Consider the following 18,293-nt stretch of genomic DNA (forward strand, 5'->3'; position numbering starts at 1 on the left):
CTCAGCTGCTGTAGTCGCGAAAGCCGCGGCCGGTCTTGCGACCGAGGTACCCGGCGGTGACGAGGTGCTCGAGCAGCGGGGCCGGCGCGAAGCCGGGCTCGCGGAACTCCAGGTAAAGGGTGCGCTGGATCGCGAGCGACACGTCCAGGCCGACCACGTCGAGCAGCTCGAACGGACCCATCGGCAGGCGGCACCCCAGCTTCATCGCGGCGTCGATGTCGTCGACGTTGGAGTAGTGCGCCTCGAGCATCCGGACCGCGTCGTTCAGGTACGGGAACAGTAGCGCGTTGACGATGAAGCCGGCCCGGTCACCGCACCGGACCGGGTGCTTGCCGGCGGCAACGGCCAGGGCCGCGACCGAGTCGGCGACGTCGGCCGACGTACTGACCGTACTGACGACCTCGACCAGCTTCATCACCGGCGCCGGGTTGAAGAAGTGCAGCCCGACCACGTCGGCCGGCCGCTTGGTCGCCATCGCCAGGTCGATCACCGGCAGGCTCGAGGTGGTCGTCGCCAGGATCGCGCCCGGCTTGCAGATCTCGTCGAAGGTCTCGAACAGGGCCTGCTTGACACTCAGCTCCTCGACGACGGCCTCGACCACCAGGTCGACCTTCGCCAGATCGTCGAGCTTCGCCGTACCGGTGATCCGGCGCAGGGCCGCGTCGCGCTCGTCCGACGACAGCTTGCCGCGCTGGACGCCCTTCTCCAGCGAGCGTTCCAGGCCGGCGCGGACCCGGTCCACCTTCTCGGTGCCGCGGGCGACGTACAGAACGTCGTACCCGGCCTTGGCACAGACCTCGATGATGCCGACGGCCATCGTGCCGGAGCCGACCACGCCGACCTGCTTGATCGGGCGGACCGCGGTCTGGTCGCCGTTCGGCCGCGGGGTGTGCTCGTCATCCACGACGACCGGCGAGTCCGGGGCCTCGTAGGTGTAGAAGCCGCGGCCGGTCTTGCGGCCGAGCAGGCCGGCGGTGACCATCTGCTTCAGGATCGGGGCCGGTGCGTGCAGCCGGTTGCGGCCCTGCTTGTACATCGTGTCGAGGATCTCGTACGCCGTGTCGAGGCCGATCAGGTCGAGCAGTGCCAGCGGGCCCATCGGGTAACCGCAGCCGAGCCGCATCGCCGCGTCCACGTCCTCGCGGGTGGCGTAGCGGGACTCGACCATCGAGACCGCGTGGTTCAGGTAACCGAACAGCAGGGCGTTCGCGATGAAGCCGGCCCGGTCGGCCGCGACCACCGGAACCTTGTCGAGGCGGCGGGCCAGCGCGAGGACGTCCTCGACGACGTCCGGCTCGGTGACGACGGTCTTGATCACCTCGACGAATTCCTGCACCGGCGCCGGGTTGAAGAAGTGCATGCCGACGACGCGGCGCGGACGCTGGGTGGCGACCGAAATCTCGGTCACCGACAGGCTCGAGGTGTTCGTCGCGAGGATGGCGTCCTCACGGACGACCTTGTCCAGCTCGGCGAAAATCTCCCGCTTCAGCTCGAGACGCTCGATCACTGCCTCGATCACCAGGTCGCAGTCGGCGAGCGCGTCCATCGAGGTGGCGAACGTGACCCGGTCGAACAGCGCCTGCTGCTCCTCGACCGAGAGCTTGCCGCGCTTCACCGCCCGGTCGGTCGAGTGCTGGATATGCCCGCGGCCGCGCTCGGCAGCCTGCTCGTCGCGCTCGACGCCGACCACCGTCAGCCCGTTGCGCGCGAACACCTCGGCGATCCCGGCGCCCATCGTGCCGAGACCCACCACACCCACTGTCGTCAGTTCCCGAGCCATGGAGCGAACTATGCCAGTCCGGCTACTGGTCCGCCCATGAGCTGAGTCACCCGCGACGTTGCTCACAGTGGGACAGCTCATCGCGTCCGGGCTCACACGTCCTCGTCGAACGCCGTCGGCGTCTCCAGCCACCCGTCCATCAACCACTCCGGATCCGGCGCCGCAGCCAGCGCGGCCGCGATCGGCTCCGGCTTCAGTCGTCGTACGACGAGGTCGCGCACAGGCAGCCACACCGCGCGATAGCTGCCGTGCTCGGATTCCGCCGGGCTCTCCATCTCCGGCCCGGCCCCGGTCCCGAACTCGCCGCCGATCAGCTCGGCCAGGAAGTAGTGCTGGGTGCTGTTGCCGAAATGCACGACCGCGACAGGTCCGCGGATCTTCACCAGGACACCCAGCTCTTCGTGCGCCTCCCGCCGCGCAGCCTCCGGCAAGCTCTCGCCATCCTCGACCTGTCCACCGGGCAACACGTGGTAGGTCATGCCGTCCCGGACGCGCTCGATCGCCGCGACACCCTCACCCGACATCAGCACGATCCCGGCCCGGATCATGCGCGCGCCGCCAGGACGGAGAACCAGCCGCCGCCCTTGAGCTGGACCCGGCGCAGGTCCTGGACCGCCCAGCCGGTGCTGGTGAGGAGCTCGCGCAGCGGGTCTTCCTGCCAGAGGACGAAATGCCGGGGCAGATCGAGATGCCGGTTCGACCACTCTTCGCCCTTGCCTTCCTTCGTGCTGAAGGCCAGCACCTTCGACGCGCGGGCCGCCTTCCGCAGGACGTCGGCGAGCTGGGCCCGATCGAAGTGCAGGAACACGGCGTCGGCGAAGACCGCGTCGTACGGTCCGCCGAAGTCGTCGTGGAGGGCGTCGAGCCGGTCGGCGGCGTGCCCGTCGGCCCGCATCATGTCGATGAACGCCTGCGCCGCGTCGGTCCGGCGTACGACGAAACCGCGACGCTCGAGCTCGACCGCGTCCCGGCCGGTCCCGCTGCCGAGCTCCAGCACCCGCGCACCTGGCGCGATCCGCTCGGCGAGCTGGCCGATCAGGTCGGTGTTGGGCTCCGTGGGGATCGACTCGCGGAACTTGTCCGCCGCCTGCTCGTACGTCGCCAGCGTGACCTCGTTGTCGCTGGGCACCCGGGACCACCCGTCCCCTGTGTGCTCGACGATCGCGGGGAGCCTGAGTCCGAGATCCAGCCCGAGGACGACCACGGTCTCTCCTCGATGCGAGTCCGCGATCGACTGCAGCTCGTCGTCGGGACGGCGTACCAGCTCGGGTACGACGGTCAGCCGCACGCCGAGGTGATCCGCCAGCCGGGCTCCGGCCGCGGCCTCGAACGGGCCGGCGTACACCTGGGCGATCCGCTCCGCGACCGCCGGATCCTGCACATCCCCAGGCAACAACAGAATCCGCGCCGGACACATGAGATTCATCCGCGGACGTACTCCAGCGCCTCCGCGGCGTAGTCCGGCCAGACCGCCGACTGGGCCAGCGGGATCACCACCCACTCCTTCATCGGACGGCCCATGCCGGGGTCGAACGGCTCGACGCCGGGCAGCGCGAGCGCCTTCTCCCGGGGCTCGGGCGGGAGCTTGAACGTCATCGCGTCGCCGAACATCCCGGCGAGCACCTTCTTGCCGACCTTGAGACAGGGCATGCCGAACATGCTGCCCCGAATCACCCCGGCCGACTCCAGTCCGGCGGCGACCGCGTCGTACGCGGCGACCGCCTGGTCACTGACCTTCGGCATCATGCACACCACCCTCCCACTCCGACCCGGCCAGGCGACATAGGTTCCGGGCCGGTTGTGGACTACGGTGCTTTCTCGTGCGCTTGGTGATTGCTACGTGTTCTGTGGATTACTCCGGCCGGCTCACGGCTCATCTGCCGATGGCCCCGCGGTTGCTGATGGTGAAGGCGGACGGCTCGGTGCTGATCCACGCCGACGGCGGGTCGTACAAACCGCTCAACTGGATGTCGCCGCCGTGCAAGCTGACCGAGGACGACGGCGTCTGGAGCGTCACGAACAAGGCCGGCGAGGAACTGCGGATCACCCTCGAGGAGGTGCACAGCGACACCGCCTACGAGCTCGGCACGGACCCCGGCCTGATCAAGGACGGCGTCGAGGCGCACCTGCAGGAGCTGCTGGCCGAGCACGTCCACACGTTCGGCGACGGCTGGACCCTCGTCCGCCGCGAGTACCCGACCGCGATCGGCCCGGTCGACCTGCTCTGCCGCGACGCCGACGGCAAGCACGTCGCGGTCGAGATCAAGCGCCGCGGCGAGATCGACGGGGTCGAGCAGCTCACCCGCTACGTCGAACTCCTGAACCGCGACCCCCTGCTCGCCCCGGTCCGCGGCATCTTCGCCGCCCAACTCATCAAGCCCCAGGCCCAGTTCCTGGCCACCGACCGTGGCCTGGAATGCATCACCGTCGACTACGACGCCCTCCGGGGCATGGAATCCGACGTCCTCCGCCTGTTCTGACCTCTTGACCCGGCGTGGTGCCGGAGAGTTACTTAGCAACATGGCTAAGGAAACGGTGATCTGCACCTACCGCGTCCGGGCGGACGCGGAGAACCAGTTCCGCGAATTGCTGGCGGAGCACTGGTCGACGCTCCGGGAGCTCGGCTTCGTCACCGAGGAGCGGTCGGTCGTGTTGCGCGACGTGGACGAGACGACGTACGTCGAGATCTTCACCTGGGTCGACGGTGGATTCGCCCGGGCGCACGAGCACCCGGATGTGCTGACGTTGTGGGAGCGGATGGATCCGCTGCTGGAGGAGCGGGACGGACGGCCGAAGTGGGAGTTTCCGCACTATCTGCCGCAGGATCTGTCGGCTTGACCGCTCGCGGCGGGCGGGAGCTGGATGAGCTCGACCGGGTGTTCACCGCGCTCGCGCACCACTCCCGCCGGACGATCCTGCTGGTTCTGCACCTGCGCGGCGGCGAGATGACCTCAGGCGAGATCGCCGCCCGGTTCGACCACTCCTGGCCGACGATCACCCGGCATCTCGGCATCCTCGAACAGGCCGGGCTGGTGCACGTCAGCACCCGCGGTCGCGAGCGGGTATACCAATTGGACTCCGACCTCCTGTTCGGAGTCGGAGTCCAATGGCTCAACAGGTTCACCTGAGCCTGACCAGGAAACCATATTTGCCCGATTTCGGGCAAAACGTTGGCTTTGACCCGCCAGACACTGCAGAGTTGACGGGTGATCAGTGAGGCGACGGTGGGACCGGTGGACGAGCTGGCCGAGCAGGTCAGCCGGACGACGGGACTGTCCGCGGACGACGCGCGGCGCGTGGTCGCCGACGTACTGGCGTATTTCACCGAGACGACCGAGGAGTACGTCCGGCGCCGGCACCGCGAACTGCAGACCTACGGTGCCCGCAACGACGAGATCTTCGCCCGGCTCGGCACCGAGCTCCGGCAGTGGCCGGTCCGCTCACCCGAACTCTCCGCCCGGCAGCTGCGACGGATCGTCTACGGCTGACCGGCACTCCTTGTCCAAATTCTGGCCAAATCTTCGAAAGGCACCACTACATGTGCGGAATCGTCGGGTACGTCGGCACCAAGCCGGCCGCGCCCATCCTGGTGGACGGACTGGCTCGACTCGAGTACCGCGGCTACGACTCGGCTGGTGTCGCCGTCCTCGGCTCGAGTGAGCTGAAGGTGCACAAGGACGCCGGCCGGGTGCGTGAGCTGGAGGCGTCGCTGCCGAAGCGGTTCGGCGGCAAGCTGGGCATCGGCCACACCCGGTGGGCGACCCACGGCGGCCCGAGCAAGGACAACGCCCACCCGCACGCCAGTGGCAACGAGCGGATCGCCGTCGTCCACAACGGCATCTTCGACAACGCCGGCGTGCTGCGCGCCCAGCTCGAGGACGCGGGCGTCAAGCTCCGCTCGGAGACCGACACCGAGGTTCTCGCGCACCTGATCGAGCAGTCCGAGGGCGCCACCCTCGAGGAGAAGGTGATGGCCGCCCTGCGACGGATCGAGGGCACCTACGGCATCGCCGTGATCGACCTGGACTTCCCCGACCGGATCGTGGTCGCCCGCAACGGCAGCCCGCTGATCCTCGGCATCGGCGACGGCGAGATGCACGTCGCCTCCGACGCGGCCGCGCTGATCCGCTACACCCGCCAGGTCGTGTACCTGGACGACGGCGAGATGGCCACCGTCCGCGCCGACGGCTACCGCACCTTCACCCAGGACGCCGCGCCCACCACCAAGACCGCCAAGACGGTCGAGTGGGAGGCCGACGAGTACGAGCGCGGCCTGCACGAGCACTTCATGATGAAGGAGATCCACGAGCAGCCGGACGCGGTCGGCCGGGCCATCCGCGGCCGCCTCGACGAGCGCTTCCACACCGTCCACCTGGGCGGCCTGAACATGGACGCCCGCGAGGCCCGGGAGATCAAGCGGGTCAAGATCCTCGGCTGCGGTTCGGCGTACTACGCCGGTCAGATGGGTGCGCAGTTCATCGAGGAGGTCGCCCGGATCCCCGCCGACGCCGAGCCGGCCTCGGAGTTCCGCTACCGCAACCCGGTGGTCGAGCGGGACACGCTGTACATCGCCGTCAGCCAGTCCGGCGAAACCCTCGACACCCTGGTCGCGGTGCAGGAGCTCAAGCGCAAGGGCGGCCGGGTGATCGGCCTGGTCAACGCTGTCGGTTCGAGCATCGCCCGTGAGGTCGACGGCGGTGTCTACCTGCACGCCGGTCCGGAGGTCTCGGTGGCCTCGACCAAGGCGCTGACCAACATGGCGGTCGCGTTCGCGATGCTCGGTATCCACCTGGGCCGGATTCGCGACGTCTCCCCCGCCGATGGCCGCCGGCTGATCGAGGGCTTGAAGAAGCTCCCCGAGCACATCCAGTCGATCGTCGCGCAGGAGGAGGAGCTGGCCAAGATCGCCGGCCGCCTCGCCCAGCACGAGAGCCTGTTCTTCGTCGGCCGGACCCGCGGCTACCCGGTGGCCCGCGAGGGTGCGCAGAAGCTGAAGGAGATCTCCTACCGGCACGCCGAGGCGTACCAGACCTCGGAGCTGAAGCACGGCCCGCTCGCGCTGATCTCGCCGGACGTGCCGAGCGTCGCGATCGTCCCGCAGGACGAGCTGCTCGACCGCAACATCGGTGCCTTGCACGAGATCGGCGCCCGTTCCGGTCCGCTGTACGTCGTCACCCACCCGGGCGTCGAGGTCCCGGACGGTGTCGCGGCGAAGATCGTCGTACCGAAGAACGAGCCGGAGCTGGACCCGATCCTGCTCACGATCCCGCTGCAGATCATCGCGTACTACGCGGCCGTTGCCCTCGGCCACGACGTCGACAAGCCGCGGAACCTGGCCAAGTCCGTCACGGTCGAGTAGGACCCGGACCGCCAGGCCATCACATCTGCAGTCCGCCGGCCCTCGTCACGCTCGTCGTGGCGGGGGCCGCGGCTTTGTGATGGCCTGCAGGTCCGCCCACCCTCGCCACTCCCCCCAACGCCAGCCGTGCCACTTCACGGTCGGCACCCAGCCCCTTGTACGGGTGCAGGCCGTACTCGTTCACCAGCCGCTTGCACACCTCGACACCGCGAACCGAGTTGCCCGCCGCATCCAGCCGCGGTGAGAACACGACGACGGCCAGGCGCTTCTCGGGGACGACCATCATCACGTTGCCGGAGACGCCGGACTTGGCCGGCAACCCGACCTGGTCGGCGAACTGGCCGGAGTCGTTGTACATCCCGCTGTGCCCCATGACAGCCAGCACCCGCCCGGCCGTCTCCTGGGAGAACACCCGCTCACCCGAGTACGGCGCTACGCCGCCGTTCGCCAGTGTCGCACCGGCTGCCGCGAGACGCTGGGCGTCCAGCTCGAGCGAACAAACGGCGAAGTAGAACTCGGCCGCCTTCCGTGGACCATCGGGGTCCTTCGGGTCCACGTTCAGCATGTCCTGGGCGGCCATCAGGCTGGCCAAGCCGCGGTTTCCGTGGCCGGTGTCGCGCTCGGCCAGGAAGGTCCGGTGATCGAAGCCGGGCGGTGTGCCCATCATCTTGGCCCAGGTTTGCTCGACCTTGGCGAACCGCTCGGACACGTCCTGGTCGGACTCGACCAGCGCGAGGGTCGCCATCGCGCCGGCGTTGATCATCGGGTTCTGCGGCTTGCCGCCCGCGTCCAGCGACAACCTCGGGTCGTTGAACGTCCCGCCGCTCTGCTCCTGGCCGACCCACTGATGGACATCGGCCGCGCCGCGCTCTTCGAGTGCCATCGCGTAGCTGAACGGCTTCGACGTCGACTGCACACTGAACCCGACGTTCGCGTCGCCGATCTGGAACACCTGGCCGTCGGCGGTGCAGACCGCGATGCCGAACCGGTCGGGGTCCGCGTTGCGCAACGTCGGGATGTACTGCGCGACCTCGCCGGACCGCTCGTCCTGGAGGTCGGCGTAGATCCGCTCGATGCCCTCGGTGAACTCGGCGAACTCACTCGGCGGCATCGACAACTGCCCTTGCAGCGCCCGCCAGATCACCGGCTCCCGGACGACTGCGCGGAACTGCTCGAGGTCGAGCCATTCGGGCTGGCCGGGTTCGAAGGGAGCACTCGAGTTCACCGACCAGTCCACCGCACGCTCTACTCGCGGGTCGTCTGCCCGCAGCCCGGCCTGCTTCAGCTCCTCGAGCAGCTTCCACTTCCAGACCACGTTCGCCCGGTCGGTGTCGAGCGAGCGGAACAGAGTCTCCACGTCGAATTCGGCCATGCGGGCGAGCCTGTCCGGTCCGTGTTTCCGGGCCGGTTCTCCGGTGTTACGACAGCGTCAAACAGCCACTCATCGTACAAGTTGATGACTTGTATGATCACTGGATGGATCGCATCCGGCACGTCAGGCTCTCGTCAGTCGTCCTTCCGCTCGGCCAGCCGATCAGTGACGCCAAGGTGCTGACCGGCCGGCAGCAGCCGATGACCGAGATCGTGTTCCTGTTCGCGGAGATCGCGACCGAGCAGGACCAGCACGGGATCGGGTTCAGCTACTCGAAACGGGCCGGCGGGCCGGCGCAGTACGCGCATGCCAAGGAGGTCGCGGCGGGGCTGATCGGCGAGGATCCGTCGGACATCGCGAAGGTGTACGACAAGCTGCTGTGGGCGGGCGCGTCGGTCGGGCGGTCCGGCGTAGCGACGCAGGCGATCGCAGCGATCGACATCGCGCTGTGGGATCTGAAGGCGAAGCGGGCGTCGCTGCCGCTGGCCAAGCTGCTCGGGGCACACCGGGACTCGGTGCGCGCGTACAACACGTCCGTCGGGTTCCTGCACGCGCCGATCGAGGAGGTGAAGGAGCGCGCGTCGAAGTCGCTGGCGGACGGGATCGGCGGGATCAAGATCAAGGTCGGGCAACCGGACACGCGGGTCGACCTCGACCGGGTCCGTGCGGTGCGCGAGCACCTCGGCGACGGCGTACCCCTGATGGTGGATGCCAACCAGCAGTGGGACCGGCCGACGGCACTGCGGTTCGGGCGGGTGCTGGAGCAGTTCGACCTGGTGTGGATCGAGGAGCCGCTCGACGCGTACGACGCTCTCGGACACGCGGAACTCGCGGCTGCGCTGGACACCCCGATCGCGACCGGGGAGATGCTGTCGAGTGTCGGCGAACACGTCCGGCTGATCGAGGCACGGGCCGCCGACATCATTCAGCCGGACGCGCCGCGGATCGGCGGGATCACGCCGTTCCTTCGTCTCGCCACTCTCGCCGACCACGCGGGGCTTCAGTTGGCACCACACTTCGCGATGGAGATCCACCTGCACCTGGCCGCCGCGTATCCGCGCGAGCCATGGGTGGAGCACTTCGAGTGGCTGAATCCCTTGTTCAACGAGCGTTTGGAGACGCTGGACGGCCGCATGGTCGTTCCCGACCGCCCTGGACTCGGCTTCACCACGAGCGAGCAGTGCGCGGCTTGGACGGTCGACGCCTGCGAGTTCGGCACTCGATGAACGGACGCGGGTTGGCGTACGACCTGGTCGAGGAACTGAAGCAGCGAATTCTCAGCGGACAGATCTCCCCCGGGGACAAGCTGCCGGCCGAGAACAGCCTGGTCGAGGAGTTCGGGGTCAGTCGGACGGTGGTACGGGAGGCTGTTTCGCGACTGCAGGCCGCCGGGCTGGTGGAGACGTTCCAGGGGCGTGGGTCTTTTGTGCTGCAGGTACCTGAGCGGACCTCCGGGCTGCGGGAGGTGCGGTCGCATCAGGACGTGCTGGAGTTGATGGACTTCCGGATCGGAGTGGAGAGTGAGGCCGCTGGGTTGGCGGCGGCCCGGCGGAGTACGCATCAGTTGAAGGGGATCGAGCGGGCGCTGGACGAGTTCCGGCGGATCGGGGACGACCCGAGCCGATCCGTGGAGGCGGACTTCGCGTTCCACCTCAAGGTTGCGGTTGCCTCGGGCAACCGGTTCTACTCCGACCTGATCGCCTCGCTCGGGCCGATGATGATCATGCTGCCGCGGACCCGGCTCGATCCGGCGTACGAGATCTCGGACCCGGAGCACCTCACCCGCGTCGTGCACGAGCACGAGAACATCTACGCCGCGGTCGCCCGTTCCGACCCCGAGGCGGCCCGGGCCGCGGCGCGGGTGCACCTGGCCAACACGCGCGAACGGCTCTCGTGATGTTCTCACTCGATCAGTTGAGCGCCTTCGTGGCCGTCGCCGAGGAACTTCACTTCGGCCGTGCCGCCGAGCGACTGAACATGACCCAGCCGCCGTTGAGCCGGCAGGTGCAGAAGCTCGAACGCGCCGTGGGCGTGCAGTTGCTCGAGCGGGACAACCGCCGGGTGGCGCTCACCGAAGCGGGCCAGGCGTTCCTGACCGAGGCCCGCCGCCTGCTCGCGCTGGTCGAGACCGCGGGCGATCTGGCCCGCCGGGTCGATCAGGGCGCGGCCGGGACGCTGCGCCTGGGTTTCACCGCCACCTCGGCGATCCGTACTCTCGGGCCCCTGCTCCGGCGGCTGTCCGAGGAGTTGCCCGGTGTCGACGTGATCCTGCACGAACGGGTGACGCCCGGACAGATCGACGGTCTGCTCCGCGGTGAGCTGGATCTCGGGCTGGGCCGGCCGCCGTTCGATACCCGGGTGCTCGACTCGCGCATCGTGTTCCGCGAGCCGCTGTGTGCCGTTGTCCCGGGCAACCACCGGCTCGCGCTGCTCGGCCGGCCGCTGACCCCAGCCGACTTCGCCGGCGAGCAGGTGATCAGCTACTCGCCGACCCAGGCGCGCTACTTCCACGAACTGACGGTCCGGTTCCTGGCCGAGGCCCATCCCCGGATCGAGCAGCGGGTCCAGCAGATCCTCACCGTGATCCTGCTCGTCGCGGCCGGTCGCGGGGTCGCCCTCGTCCCCGCGTCGGCACGCAGCCTCGGCGTCGAGGGAGTGACGTACTGCGACGTCGGCGTACCGGGTGAGCCCGTCGAACTCCACGCAATCTGGAACCGCGACACCACCAACCCAGTCGTGCAGCGGGTGCTCGCGATGCTCCCAGAGCATCACTAGATCCAAAAATGCTCTTGGACAGGTATCCACCGAGGTTCCTACGCTGCTGCACGTGACCCACTACTCCCCCGCCGAACTGGCCGCTCAGCTCAAGACCGGACTGCTGTCCTTCCCGGTCACGCACTTCAACCCTGACCTGAGCTTCCACGAGATCGGCTACCGCGAGCACCTGTCCTGGCTGAGCCAGTACGACGTCGCCGGCCTGTTCGCCGCGGGTGGCACTGGCGAGGGATTCAGCCTGACCCCGGCAGAGATCGACACCGTCGTGCGGACGGCGGTGTCCGAGGTGAACGGCAAGGTCCCGGTGATCGCGCCCGCCACCGGCGGTACGGCGACCGCGATCGCCCAGGCCCAGGCCGCGGAGTCAGCCGGCGCGGACGGTGTGCTCCTGTTGCCGCCGTACCTCACCGAAGCGGGTCAGCGTGGTTTGATCGAGCACGTGTCGGCCGTCTGCCGCAGTACCAGCCTCGGGGTCACCGTCTACAGCCGCGCGAACGCGATCCTGACCGACGTCACCGTTGCCTCGCTCGCCGACCGCAACCCGAACCTGGTCTGCCTGAAGGACGGTGTCGGCAACATCGAGATGATGACCCGCACGTACGCGCGGGTCGGCGACCGGCTCACGTACATCGGCGGGCTGCCGACGGCCGAGACGTTCGCGCTGCCGTTGCTGCAGCTCGGCGTGAGCACGTACTCGTCGGCGATCTTCAACTTCGTGCCGGAGTTCGCGCTCGGCTTCTACGCCGACGTCCGCGCCCAGGACCGTGACGCCGTCTACCGCAAATTGAACGAGTTCGTCCTGCCATACCTGGACATCCGCGACCGGACGAAGGGGTACGCCGTCTCGATCGTGAAGGCCGGCCTGACTGCGATCGGCCGCTCCGCCGGTCCGGTCCGTCCGCCACTCCAGGACCTGAGCACGGAAGAGCTGGCTCAGCTGACCGACCTGATCGGCAAGATCAAGTGACCCCGACGATCGCGTCCGTCGAGGTCGTGCCCGTCGCCGGGTACGACAGCATGCTGCTCAACCTGAGCGGCGCGCACGGACCGTTCTTCACCCGCAACGTGGTGATCGTGACCGACAACTCCGGCAACACCGGTCTCGGCGAGGTCCCTGGCGGCGAGAAGATCGCGTCCACCATCCGCGAGGCCGCAGCGCACCTGCAAGGCCAGGAGATCGCCCGCCATCGCCAACTGCTGCGGCAGGTCAGTCAGGACTTTGCGGACCGCGACTCCGGTGGCCGGGGTCTACAGACCTTTGACTTGCGTACGACGGTTCACGCGGTGACCGGACTTGAGTCGGCACTGCTCGACCTGTTGGGCCAACACCTCGGCGTACCGGTCGCTGAGCTGTTGGGCGACGGACAGCAGCGCTCGGCCGTGCCCGTGCTCGGCTACCTCTTCTACATCGGCGATCCGGCGCGCACCGACCTGCCGTATCTGACGGACGACAACGGTCCGGATCGGTGGTCCCAGTTGCGACGGCAGCCGGCGTTGACGCCCGACGCGGTCGTCGCGCTCGCGGAGGCGGCTCAGGAGCGGTACGGGTTCGCGGACTTCAAGCTGAAGGGTGGCGTCTTCGACGCTCACGTCGAGATCGACGCCGTACGCGCGTTGGCGAAACGGTTCCCGTCCGCACGGATCACCGTCGATCCGAACGGCGCCTGGCTGGTCCGCGAGGCGATCGCGGTGTGCTCGGGGCTGGACGACATACTCGCGTATGTCGAGGACCCGTGCGGCGCCGAGCCCGGTTTCTCCGGGCGGGAGACGATGGCCGAGTTCAAACGGGCGACCGGGCTGCGGACGGCGACGAACATGATCGCGACCGACTGGCGCGAACTGGCGCACGCCATCCGGATCGACGCGGTCGACATCCCGCTGGCGGATCCGCACTTCTGGACGATGGCCGGATCGGTCCGGGTCGCGCAGTTGTGCAACGACTTCGGGCTGACCTGGGGTTCGCACTCGAACAATCACTTCGACATCTCGCTCGCGATGTTCACCCAGGTCGGCGCGGCCGCGCCCGGCGACATCACCGCCCTCGACACGCACTGGATCTGGCAGGACGGCCAGGCGCTGACCAAGGAGCCACTGCAGATCGTCGACGGCGAGATCGCCGTACCCACTCGTCCGGGTCTCGGCGTCGAACTGAACCACGAAGCCCTGGCCGCAGCCCACGAGCTCTATCTACGCCACGGCCTCGGGGCCCGCGACGACGCAATCGCGATGCAATACCTGATCGACGGCTGGAGTTTCGACCCGAAACGGCCCTGTTTGGTGCGGTGATGTTCACCTGGCGGCCGGACTGTCCGCGATCAACGTGACCGGCCGCCACAGTGCGGTCGCGCTGGTGGACAACGTCGCGACCACGCCGGCCCGGGTATTCGACCTGAAGATCAACAGCAAGCCGACGTCGGCGAGTGTCGACGGGATGACGATCCTGCGCTGCCCGGACGGTACGCCGTACAACGGTGCCGACTTCGACGGTGAAGGGCTGGTCGTCGAGCGAGGCGACCGGACCATCCTCGCGACCTCCGAGCGGGAGCCGTCGATCCGTCGCTTCCGGCTGTCCGACGGTCTCCAGATCGGCTCGCTGCCGGTCTCGACAACGTGGAAGGCCTCGCCCTCGGTGGATCGCTGCCGGGTGGGCGGCGGCAGCTGTATCTGATGTCGGACGACAACAACGGCGCGACCCAGATCACCCGGTTCTACTCGCTGGCGGTCGACCTGCACTGACCGACGCGTCACAATGTGTGAATGCGCGTGATCGTGGTGGGTGCGGGCGTGATCGGGCTCAGTTGCGCGGTCCGGCTCGCCGAGGGTGGGTACGAGGTGGCGGTGTTCGCGCGCGATCTGCCGCTGGAGACGACATCGGCGGTGGCGGCCGCGCTGTGGTACCCGTTCCTGTCGGCGCCCGAGGACCGCGTCACCGCCTGGTCCAGGACGACGTACGAGGAGTTCGCGAAGCTGGCGGAGCTCGAGCCGTCGGTGCGGATGCAGCACGGGCGCGAGTTCCTGGTGGAACGGACGCCGGATCCGCGCTGGGCCGACGTACTGCCTGATCTGGCCCGAGTGCCGTCGCCGCCCACCGGATTCGCCGACGGGTGGTCGTTCACCTCGCCGGTGGTCGACATGCCGGTCTACCTGCAGGCGCTGGTGAAGCGGCTCGAGTTGGCCGGCGGGACGCTGACCCGCTCAGCGCTGTCCGCCCTGCCGACCGCGGCCGACCTCGTGATCAACTGCACCGGCCTCGGCGCCCGGCTGACCGCCGGCGACCCGACCGTGACGCCGGTCCGCGGCCAGGTGATGACGGTCGAGCAGTGCGGTCTGAGCGAGTGGCTGATCGCGGACCGCGCCCCGCACGAACTGACGTACGTCGTCCCGCGCGAGAAGGACGTCGTCGTCGGAGGCACGAACCAGCCCGGCGACTGGAACGTGGCCGTCGACCCCGAGATCAGCGACCAGATCCTCACGCGCGCCGCCGAGCTCGTTCCCCAGCTCCGTAAGGCGAAGATCCTGCACCAGCGCGTCGGCCTTCGTCCCGCGCGTCCCACGATCCGCTGCGAACTCGTCCGTACTCGCGCCGGCGAACCCATCATCCATTGCTACGGTCACGGCGGCTCCGGCGTTACCCTGTCGTGGGGCTGCGCAGATGAGGTCTTCGAGCTTGTCCAAGGTGTCTGACCGGCCGATCATCCTCGACGGCGGTCTGTCGAACGCCCTCGATGATCGGGGGCACGACCTCTCGGATGCGTTGTGGTCGGCACGGTTGCTGAGGGACGCACCGGAGGAGATTGCAGCGGTGCATCGCGCGTACTACGAGGCCGGGGCGATGGTGGCTACGACGGCCAGCTATCAGGCGAGTGTGGTCGGCTTCGAGCGCGCCGGGGCGTCGCGGGCCGAGGCGGAACGGCTGATCGGTGACAGCGTGCGGATCGCGCGCGGGGTGCGCGACGAGTTCGGCGGCGACAGGCTGGTGGCCGCTTCGGTGGGACCGTACGGCGCGATGCTCGCGGACGGGTCGGAGTATCGCGGCCGGTACGGCGTGAGCCGGGCGGTGCTGCGTGATTTCCACGGACCGCGACTGGAGTTGCTGATCGATGCCGGCCCCGATCTGCTCGCGATCGAGACAATCCCTGATGTGGACGAGGCCGAAGTGCTGGTCGAGCTCGTGCGGGAGTTGAACTTCCCGGCGTGGTTCTCGTACTCGATCGCGGGCTCGCAGACCCGCGCCGGGCAGCCCTTGTCCGACGCGTTCGCCACCGCCGCCATCTCTGAAGTAGTTGCCGTGGGCATCAACTGTTGTACCCCGGACGACGTTCAGGCGGCTGTCGAGACAGCTGTTGCGGTGACCGGCAAACCGGCGATCGCGTACCCGAACAGCGGGGAGTCCTGGGATGCGGGCGGCCGCCGCTGGACGGGTGACCCTGCCGACCCCACGACTCTCGCAGCCGGGTGGATCGCGGCGGGAGCGACGTACGTCGGCGGCTGCTGCCGGGTCGGCCCGGCCGACATCCGCGCCCTGGCCAACGCGCTAGACGCCTAGGACCTGGCAGAGGAGGTCGAGGGCGCCGGGGTAGGCGTGGTCGGGCGGGGTGCCGTAGCCGACGATGACTGCCTGGCGGGTGGATCGGGTGGGGTTGACGTGGTAGTTGCTGAGGGTGGCGAGGCCGAGGCCCTGGCGGGCGGCGCGGGTGACGATGTCGTCGGCGTCGGCGGGTACGTCGAGGAGGACGTGCAGGCCGGCCGAGATACCGGCGACCTTGACGTCGGGGGCGCGGACGGCGAGCAGCTCGACCAGGCGGTCGCGGCGTCGGCGGTAGTGCAGGCGGGAGCGCCGTACGTGCCGGTCGTAGTGGCCGGAGGCAATGAATTCCGCGAGGGTCAGCTGGTCGAGCGTCGCGGTCTGGAAGTCCGCGGTCCGCTTGGCTGCGATCACCGGCTCGATCAGTCGCTGCGGCAACACCATCCAAGCGAGCCGGAGGCCCGGCGCGAGACTCTTGCTCGCCGTCCCCGTGTACACGACCCGCTCGGGGTCCAAGGCCTGCAGCGCACCCACCGCCTGCCGGTCGTATCGGAACTCACCGTCGTAGTCGTCCTCGATCAGCACCGCTCCCGCAGAGCGAGCCCATTCGACTGCCGCCGTACGACGCTCTGGCGCAAGCGGCACGCCCGTCGGCATCTGGTGGGCCGGTGTGAGCAAGACACCTTGACCTGTGAGCGCTGACGCCTGTGCACCCAGCTCATCGACCGGTACGGCGGCGACCTCCAAGCCACGCGCCTGGATCACGTCCCGGTGCAGGCTGTAGCCGAACTCCTCCACCGCCATCGTCGTACCGCCGAGCGCCTTGACCACCTCGCTGAGCAGACTCACTGCCTGCACGTACCCGGAGCAGATCAGGATCCGCTCGGGATCGGCCCGGACCCCCCGCGCCCGGGCGAGGTAGTCGGCCAGCATCCGCCGCAGCTCGATCCGGCCGCGCGGATCGCCCAGCCCGAATGCCTCGTTGGGCGCAACGGTCAGTGCCTTCCGCGCCGCGGTCAGCCACTCCCCGCGCGGAAAGGTCGCTACATCCGGTGAGCCGGGCGTCAGGTCGTAGCGGAAGTTCTTTGCTTGCGGCAACGACACGACCGGCGCCGGTGCGGTGCCGGCGCGGTTGGCGACGACGGTGCCGGACCCTTGGCGGGCGGTGAGCCAGCCCTCGGCGACGAGCTGTCCGTAGGCGTCGGCGACGGTGTTGCGGGCGATGCCGAGGTCCTTGGCCAGCGACCGCGACGACGGCAGCCGGGTCCCGGCGGGCAGGCGTCCGGTCCGGATCGACTCGTGCAACGCCCGGACCAGCTCGTTGCGTCCCCGGGCCGCGGCCAGATCCAGGTGAAGGTCCGCCCCGGCGGCATCCCCCGAACTCTCCATGGCACGGGACTTTATCCCGGGGGTCAGATCGCGATGGCGACCTTTCCCCGCACCTTGCCCTCGGCGAGGTGGCGGAGCGCGTCCGCGGCCTGGTCGAGTGGGTACGTACGGTCGACGCTGGGCGTCACCTTGCCGGCCTCGATCAGCTCGGTCAGCCGGACCAGGTCGCTGCCGCTCTCCTTGTTGACGAACATGGTGATCCGCTGCCGCACGAACAGCGACAGGATCAGGCCGCGCAACTGCCGGTTCATGCCACCGGTCAGGCCGCCGCCGTCCTCACCACCGGTGATGACGGCCGTGCCAGTGGCCGTCAGGGCGCGCCGCAGGCGGGACAGCGTCGGGTTGCCGGCGATGTCGATGATCAGGTCGTAGCGGTGGCCTGTCGCGGCGAAGTCATCCTGGGTGTAGTCGATGACGTGATCCGCGCCGAGCGATCGCACCAGGTCCAGCTTCTGCGTGCTGGCCACGCCGGTGACCTCCGCGCCAAAGGCCTTGGCCAGTTGGACGGCGTAGCTGCCGACGCCGCCGGAGGCCCCGGTGATGAGCACGTGCTGACCGGCCTTGATCCGGCCGTTGGTGAGTGCGTCCAGGGCGGTGAGCGCCGAGATCGGGACCACGGCGGCCTGTTCGAAGGAGAGGTTGGCCGGCATCCGGGCGAGCTTGTCCTCGCGGGCGACGGCGTACTCGGCGAAGGAGCCGGGCGCGACGCCGTACACCTCGTCGCCGGCCTTGAATGCGGTCACCGCCGGGCCGACGGCCTCGACCACGCCGGCGACGTCCCGGCCCGGGACCGGGTTCCTCGGTCGGCGCAGTCCGAACGCGAGGCGGAGGAGGTACGGCGTACCCGTCATCAGGTGCCAGGTCCCGCGGTCGACGCCGGCCGCGTGCACCCGGACGAGGACCTCGTGGCCGGTGATCCGCGGAATGGCGATCTGGTCCTGGCGCAGGACGTCGGCATCGCCGTACCGGTCCTGGACGATCGCTCTCATCGTGGTCGCTGTGGTGGTGGCCATGGTGTCCCCCTGGTGGGTTCGGGTGCCCCCAGCGCACCGAATTTCGTACTAAGTACGGCAACCGTACCGTACTTTGTACG

General features: G+C 68.9%; 20 protein-coding genes. 13 read left to right on the plus strand and 7 right to left on the minus strand.

The annotated features are described in order from the left end of the window. Window position 1: 1 nt before the first annotated feature. The 4 genes from ACZ3HV_RS17300 to ACZ3HV_RS17315 all read right to left on the minus strand — a co-directional run bounded on the left by ACZ3HV_RS17300 (window position 2) and on the right by ACZ3HV_RS17315 (window position 3,526). Window positions 2-1,780, minus strand: a complete 1,779-nt coding sequence (locus ACZ3HV_RS17300) for a 3-hydroxyacyl-CoA dehydrogenase family protein (protein ID WP_465685364.1) — start codon at window positions 1,778-1,780, stop codon at window positions 2-4. A 92-nt stretch (window positions 1,781-1,872) separates the two neighbouring features. Then, entirely contained in the window at window positions 1,873-2,328 is a 456-nt protein-coding gene (locus ACZ3HV_RS17305; RefSeq protein ID WP_465685366.1) for an NUDIX domain-containing protein, read from the minus strand. Next, window positions 2,325-3,206: a class I SAM-dependent methyltransferase gene (locus ACZ3HV_RS17310; RefSeq protein WP_465685368.1), complete on the minus strand. Its 882-nt coding sequence runs from the start codon at window positions 3,204-3,206 to the stop codon at window positions 2,325-2,327. Before ACZ3HV_RS17310 ends, ACZ3HV_RS17305 begins: the two co-directional genes overlap by 4 nt. Beyond that, a complete protein-coding gene (locus ACZ3HV_RS17315; RefSeq protein WP_360373868.1) occupies window positions 3,203-3,526 on the minus strand; it encodes a hypothetical protein in 324 nt (107 codons plus the stop codon). Before ACZ3HV_RS17315 ends, ACZ3HV_RS17310 begins: the two co-directional genes overlap by 4 nt. 74 nt (window positions 3,527-3,600) lie before the next feature. Here ACZ3HV_RS17315 and nucS point away from each other — a divergent pair, with 74 nt between their 5' ends. The 5 genes from nucS to glmS all read left to right on the plus strand — a co-directional run bounded on the left by nucS (window position 3,601) and on the right by glmS (window position 7,139). Then, window positions 3,601-4,260 (plus strand): endonuclease NucS, encoded by a 660-nt coding sequence (nucS, locus tag ACZ3HV_RS17320; RefSeq protein WP_360373871.1) that lies wholly within the window; start codon window positions 3,601-3,603, stop codon window positions 4,258-4,260. A 40-nt stretch (window positions 4,261-4,300) separates the two neighbouring features. Further along, window positions 4,301-4,618: a hypothetical protein gene (locus ACZ3HV_RS17325; protein ID WP_465685370.1), complete on the plus strand. Its 318-nt coding sequence runs from the start codon at window positions 4,301-4,303 to the stop codon at window positions 4,616-4,618. Beyond that, window positions 4,615-4,908, plus strand: coding sequence for an ArsR/SmtB family transcription factor (locus ACZ3HV_RS17330; protein WP_465685372.1), 294 nt, complete (start codon window positions 4,615-4,617; stop codon window positions 4,906-4,908). Before ACZ3HV_RS17325 ends, ACZ3HV_RS17330 begins: the two co-directional genes overlap by 4 nt. A 78-nt stretch (window positions 4,909-4,986) precedes the next feature. Next, window positions 4,987-5,268, plus strand: coding sequence for a hypothetical protein (locus tag ACZ3HV_RS17335; RefSeq protein WP_465685374.1), 282 nt, complete (start codon window positions 4,987-4,989; stop codon window positions 5,266-5,268). A 50-nt stretch (window positions 5,269-5,318) separates the two neighbouring features. Next, window positions 5,319-7,139 (plus strand): glutamine--fructose-6-phosphate transaminase (isomerizing), encoded by a 1,821-nt coding sequence (glmS, locus tag ACZ3HV_RS17340; RefSeq protein ID WP_465685376.1) that lies wholly within the window; start codon window positions 5,319-5,321, stop codon window positions 7,137-7,139. 19 nt (window positions 7,140-7,158) lie between these two features. On the opposite strand, the gene glsA is transcribed toward glmS, so the two are convergent. Next, window positions 7,159-8,511 carry a glutaminase A gene (gene glsA / locus ACZ3HV_RS17345; protein ID WP_465685378.1) on the minus strand — a complete coding sequence of 451 codons (1,353 nt, stop codon included), beginning with the start codon at window positions 8,509-8,511 and terminating at the stop codon, window positions 7,159-7,161. 104 nt (window positions 8,512-8,615) lie between these two features. On the opposite strand from glsA, the gene ACZ3HV_RS17350 reads away from it, so the two are divergent. The 8 genes from ACZ3HV_RS17350 (at window position 8,616) to mmuM (ending at window position 15,832) form a co-directional block, all read left to right on the plus strand. Then, complete coding sequence (locus ACZ3HV_RS17350; protein ID WP_465685380.1) at window positions 8,616-9,737, plus strand: L-talarate/galactarate dehydratase; 1,122 nt, start codon at window positions 8,616-8,618, stop codon at window positions 9,735-9,737. After that, window positions 9,734-10,408: a FadR/GntR family transcriptional regulator gene (locus tag ACZ3HV_RS17355; protein WP_465685382.1), complete on the plus strand. Its 675-nt coding sequence runs from the start codon at window positions 9,734-9,736 to the stop codon at window positions 10,406-10,408. Before ACZ3HV_RS17350 ends, ACZ3HV_RS17355 begins: the two co-directional genes overlap by 4 nt. A 17-nt stretch (window positions 10,409-10,425) precedes the next feature. After that, the gene (locus ACZ3HV_RS17360; protein WP_465685384.1) at window positions 10,426-11,286 is read left to right on the plus strand and encodes a LysR family transcriptional regulator; all 861 of its coding nucleotides are present in this window, start codon (window positions 10,426-10,428) and stop codon (window positions 11,284-11,286) included. A gap of 52 nt (window positions 11,287-11,338) precedes the next feature. After that, entirely contained in the window at window positions 11,339-12,253 is a 915-nt protein-coding gene (kdgD, locus tag ACZ3HV_RS17365; RefSeq protein WP_465685386.1) for a 5-dehydro-4-deoxyglucarate dehydratase, read from the plus strand. Then, complete coding sequence (locus ACZ3HV_RS17370; RefSeq protein ID WP_465685388.1) at window positions 12,250-13,572, plus strand: enolase C-terminal domain-like protein; 1,323 nt, start codon at window positions 12,250-12,252, stop codon at window positions 13,570-13,572. Before kdgD ends, ACZ3HV_RS17370 begins: the two co-directional genes overlap by 4 nt. Before the next feature lie 19 nt (window positions 13,573-13,591). Further along, complete coding sequence (locus tag ACZ3HV_RS17375) at window positions 13,592-13,954, plus strand: esterase-like activity of phytase family protein (protein ID WP_465685525.1); 363 nt, start codon at window positions 13,592-13,594, stop codon at window positions 13,952-13,954. Window positions 13,955-14,043: 89 nt separating this feature from the next. Beyond that, window positions 14,044-14,970: an FAD-dependent oxidoreductase gene (locus tag ACZ3HV_RS17380; protein ID WP_465685390.1), complete on the plus strand. Its 927-nt coding sequence runs from the start codon at window positions 14,044-14,046 to the stop codon at window positions 14,968-14,970. Continuing rightward, a complete protein-coding gene (gene mmuM, locus ACZ3HV_RS17385; RefSeq protein WP_465685392.1) occupies window positions 14,963-15,832 on the plus strand; it encodes a homocysteine S-methyltransferase in 870 nt (289 codons plus the stop codon). The genes ACZ3HV_RS17380 and mmuM overlap by 8 nt, the downstream gene beginning before the upstream one ends. Here mmuM and pdxR read toward each other — a convergent pair. Both pdxR and ACZ3HV_RS17395 read right to left on the minus strand, forming a co-directional pair. Continuing rightward, window positions 15,821-17,200, minus strand: coding sequence for a MocR-like pyridoxine biosynthesis transcription factor PdxR (pdxR, locus tag ACZ3HV_RS17390; protein WP_465685394.1), 1,380 nt, complete (start codon window positions 17,198-17,200; stop codon window positions 15,821-15,823). The genes mmuM and pdxR overlap by 12 nt on opposite strands. A gap of 23 nt (window positions 17,201-17,223) precedes the next feature. Continuing rightward, a complete protein-coding gene (locus tag ACZ3HV_RS17395) occupies window positions 17,224-18,213 on the minus strand; it encodes an NAD(P)-dependent alcohol dehydrogenase (protein WP_465685396.1) in 990 nt (329 codons plus the stop codon). Between the last annotated feature and the right edge of the window lie 80 nt (window positions 18,214-18,293).

The organism is Kribbella sp. NPDC020701 (assembly GCF_055562215.1).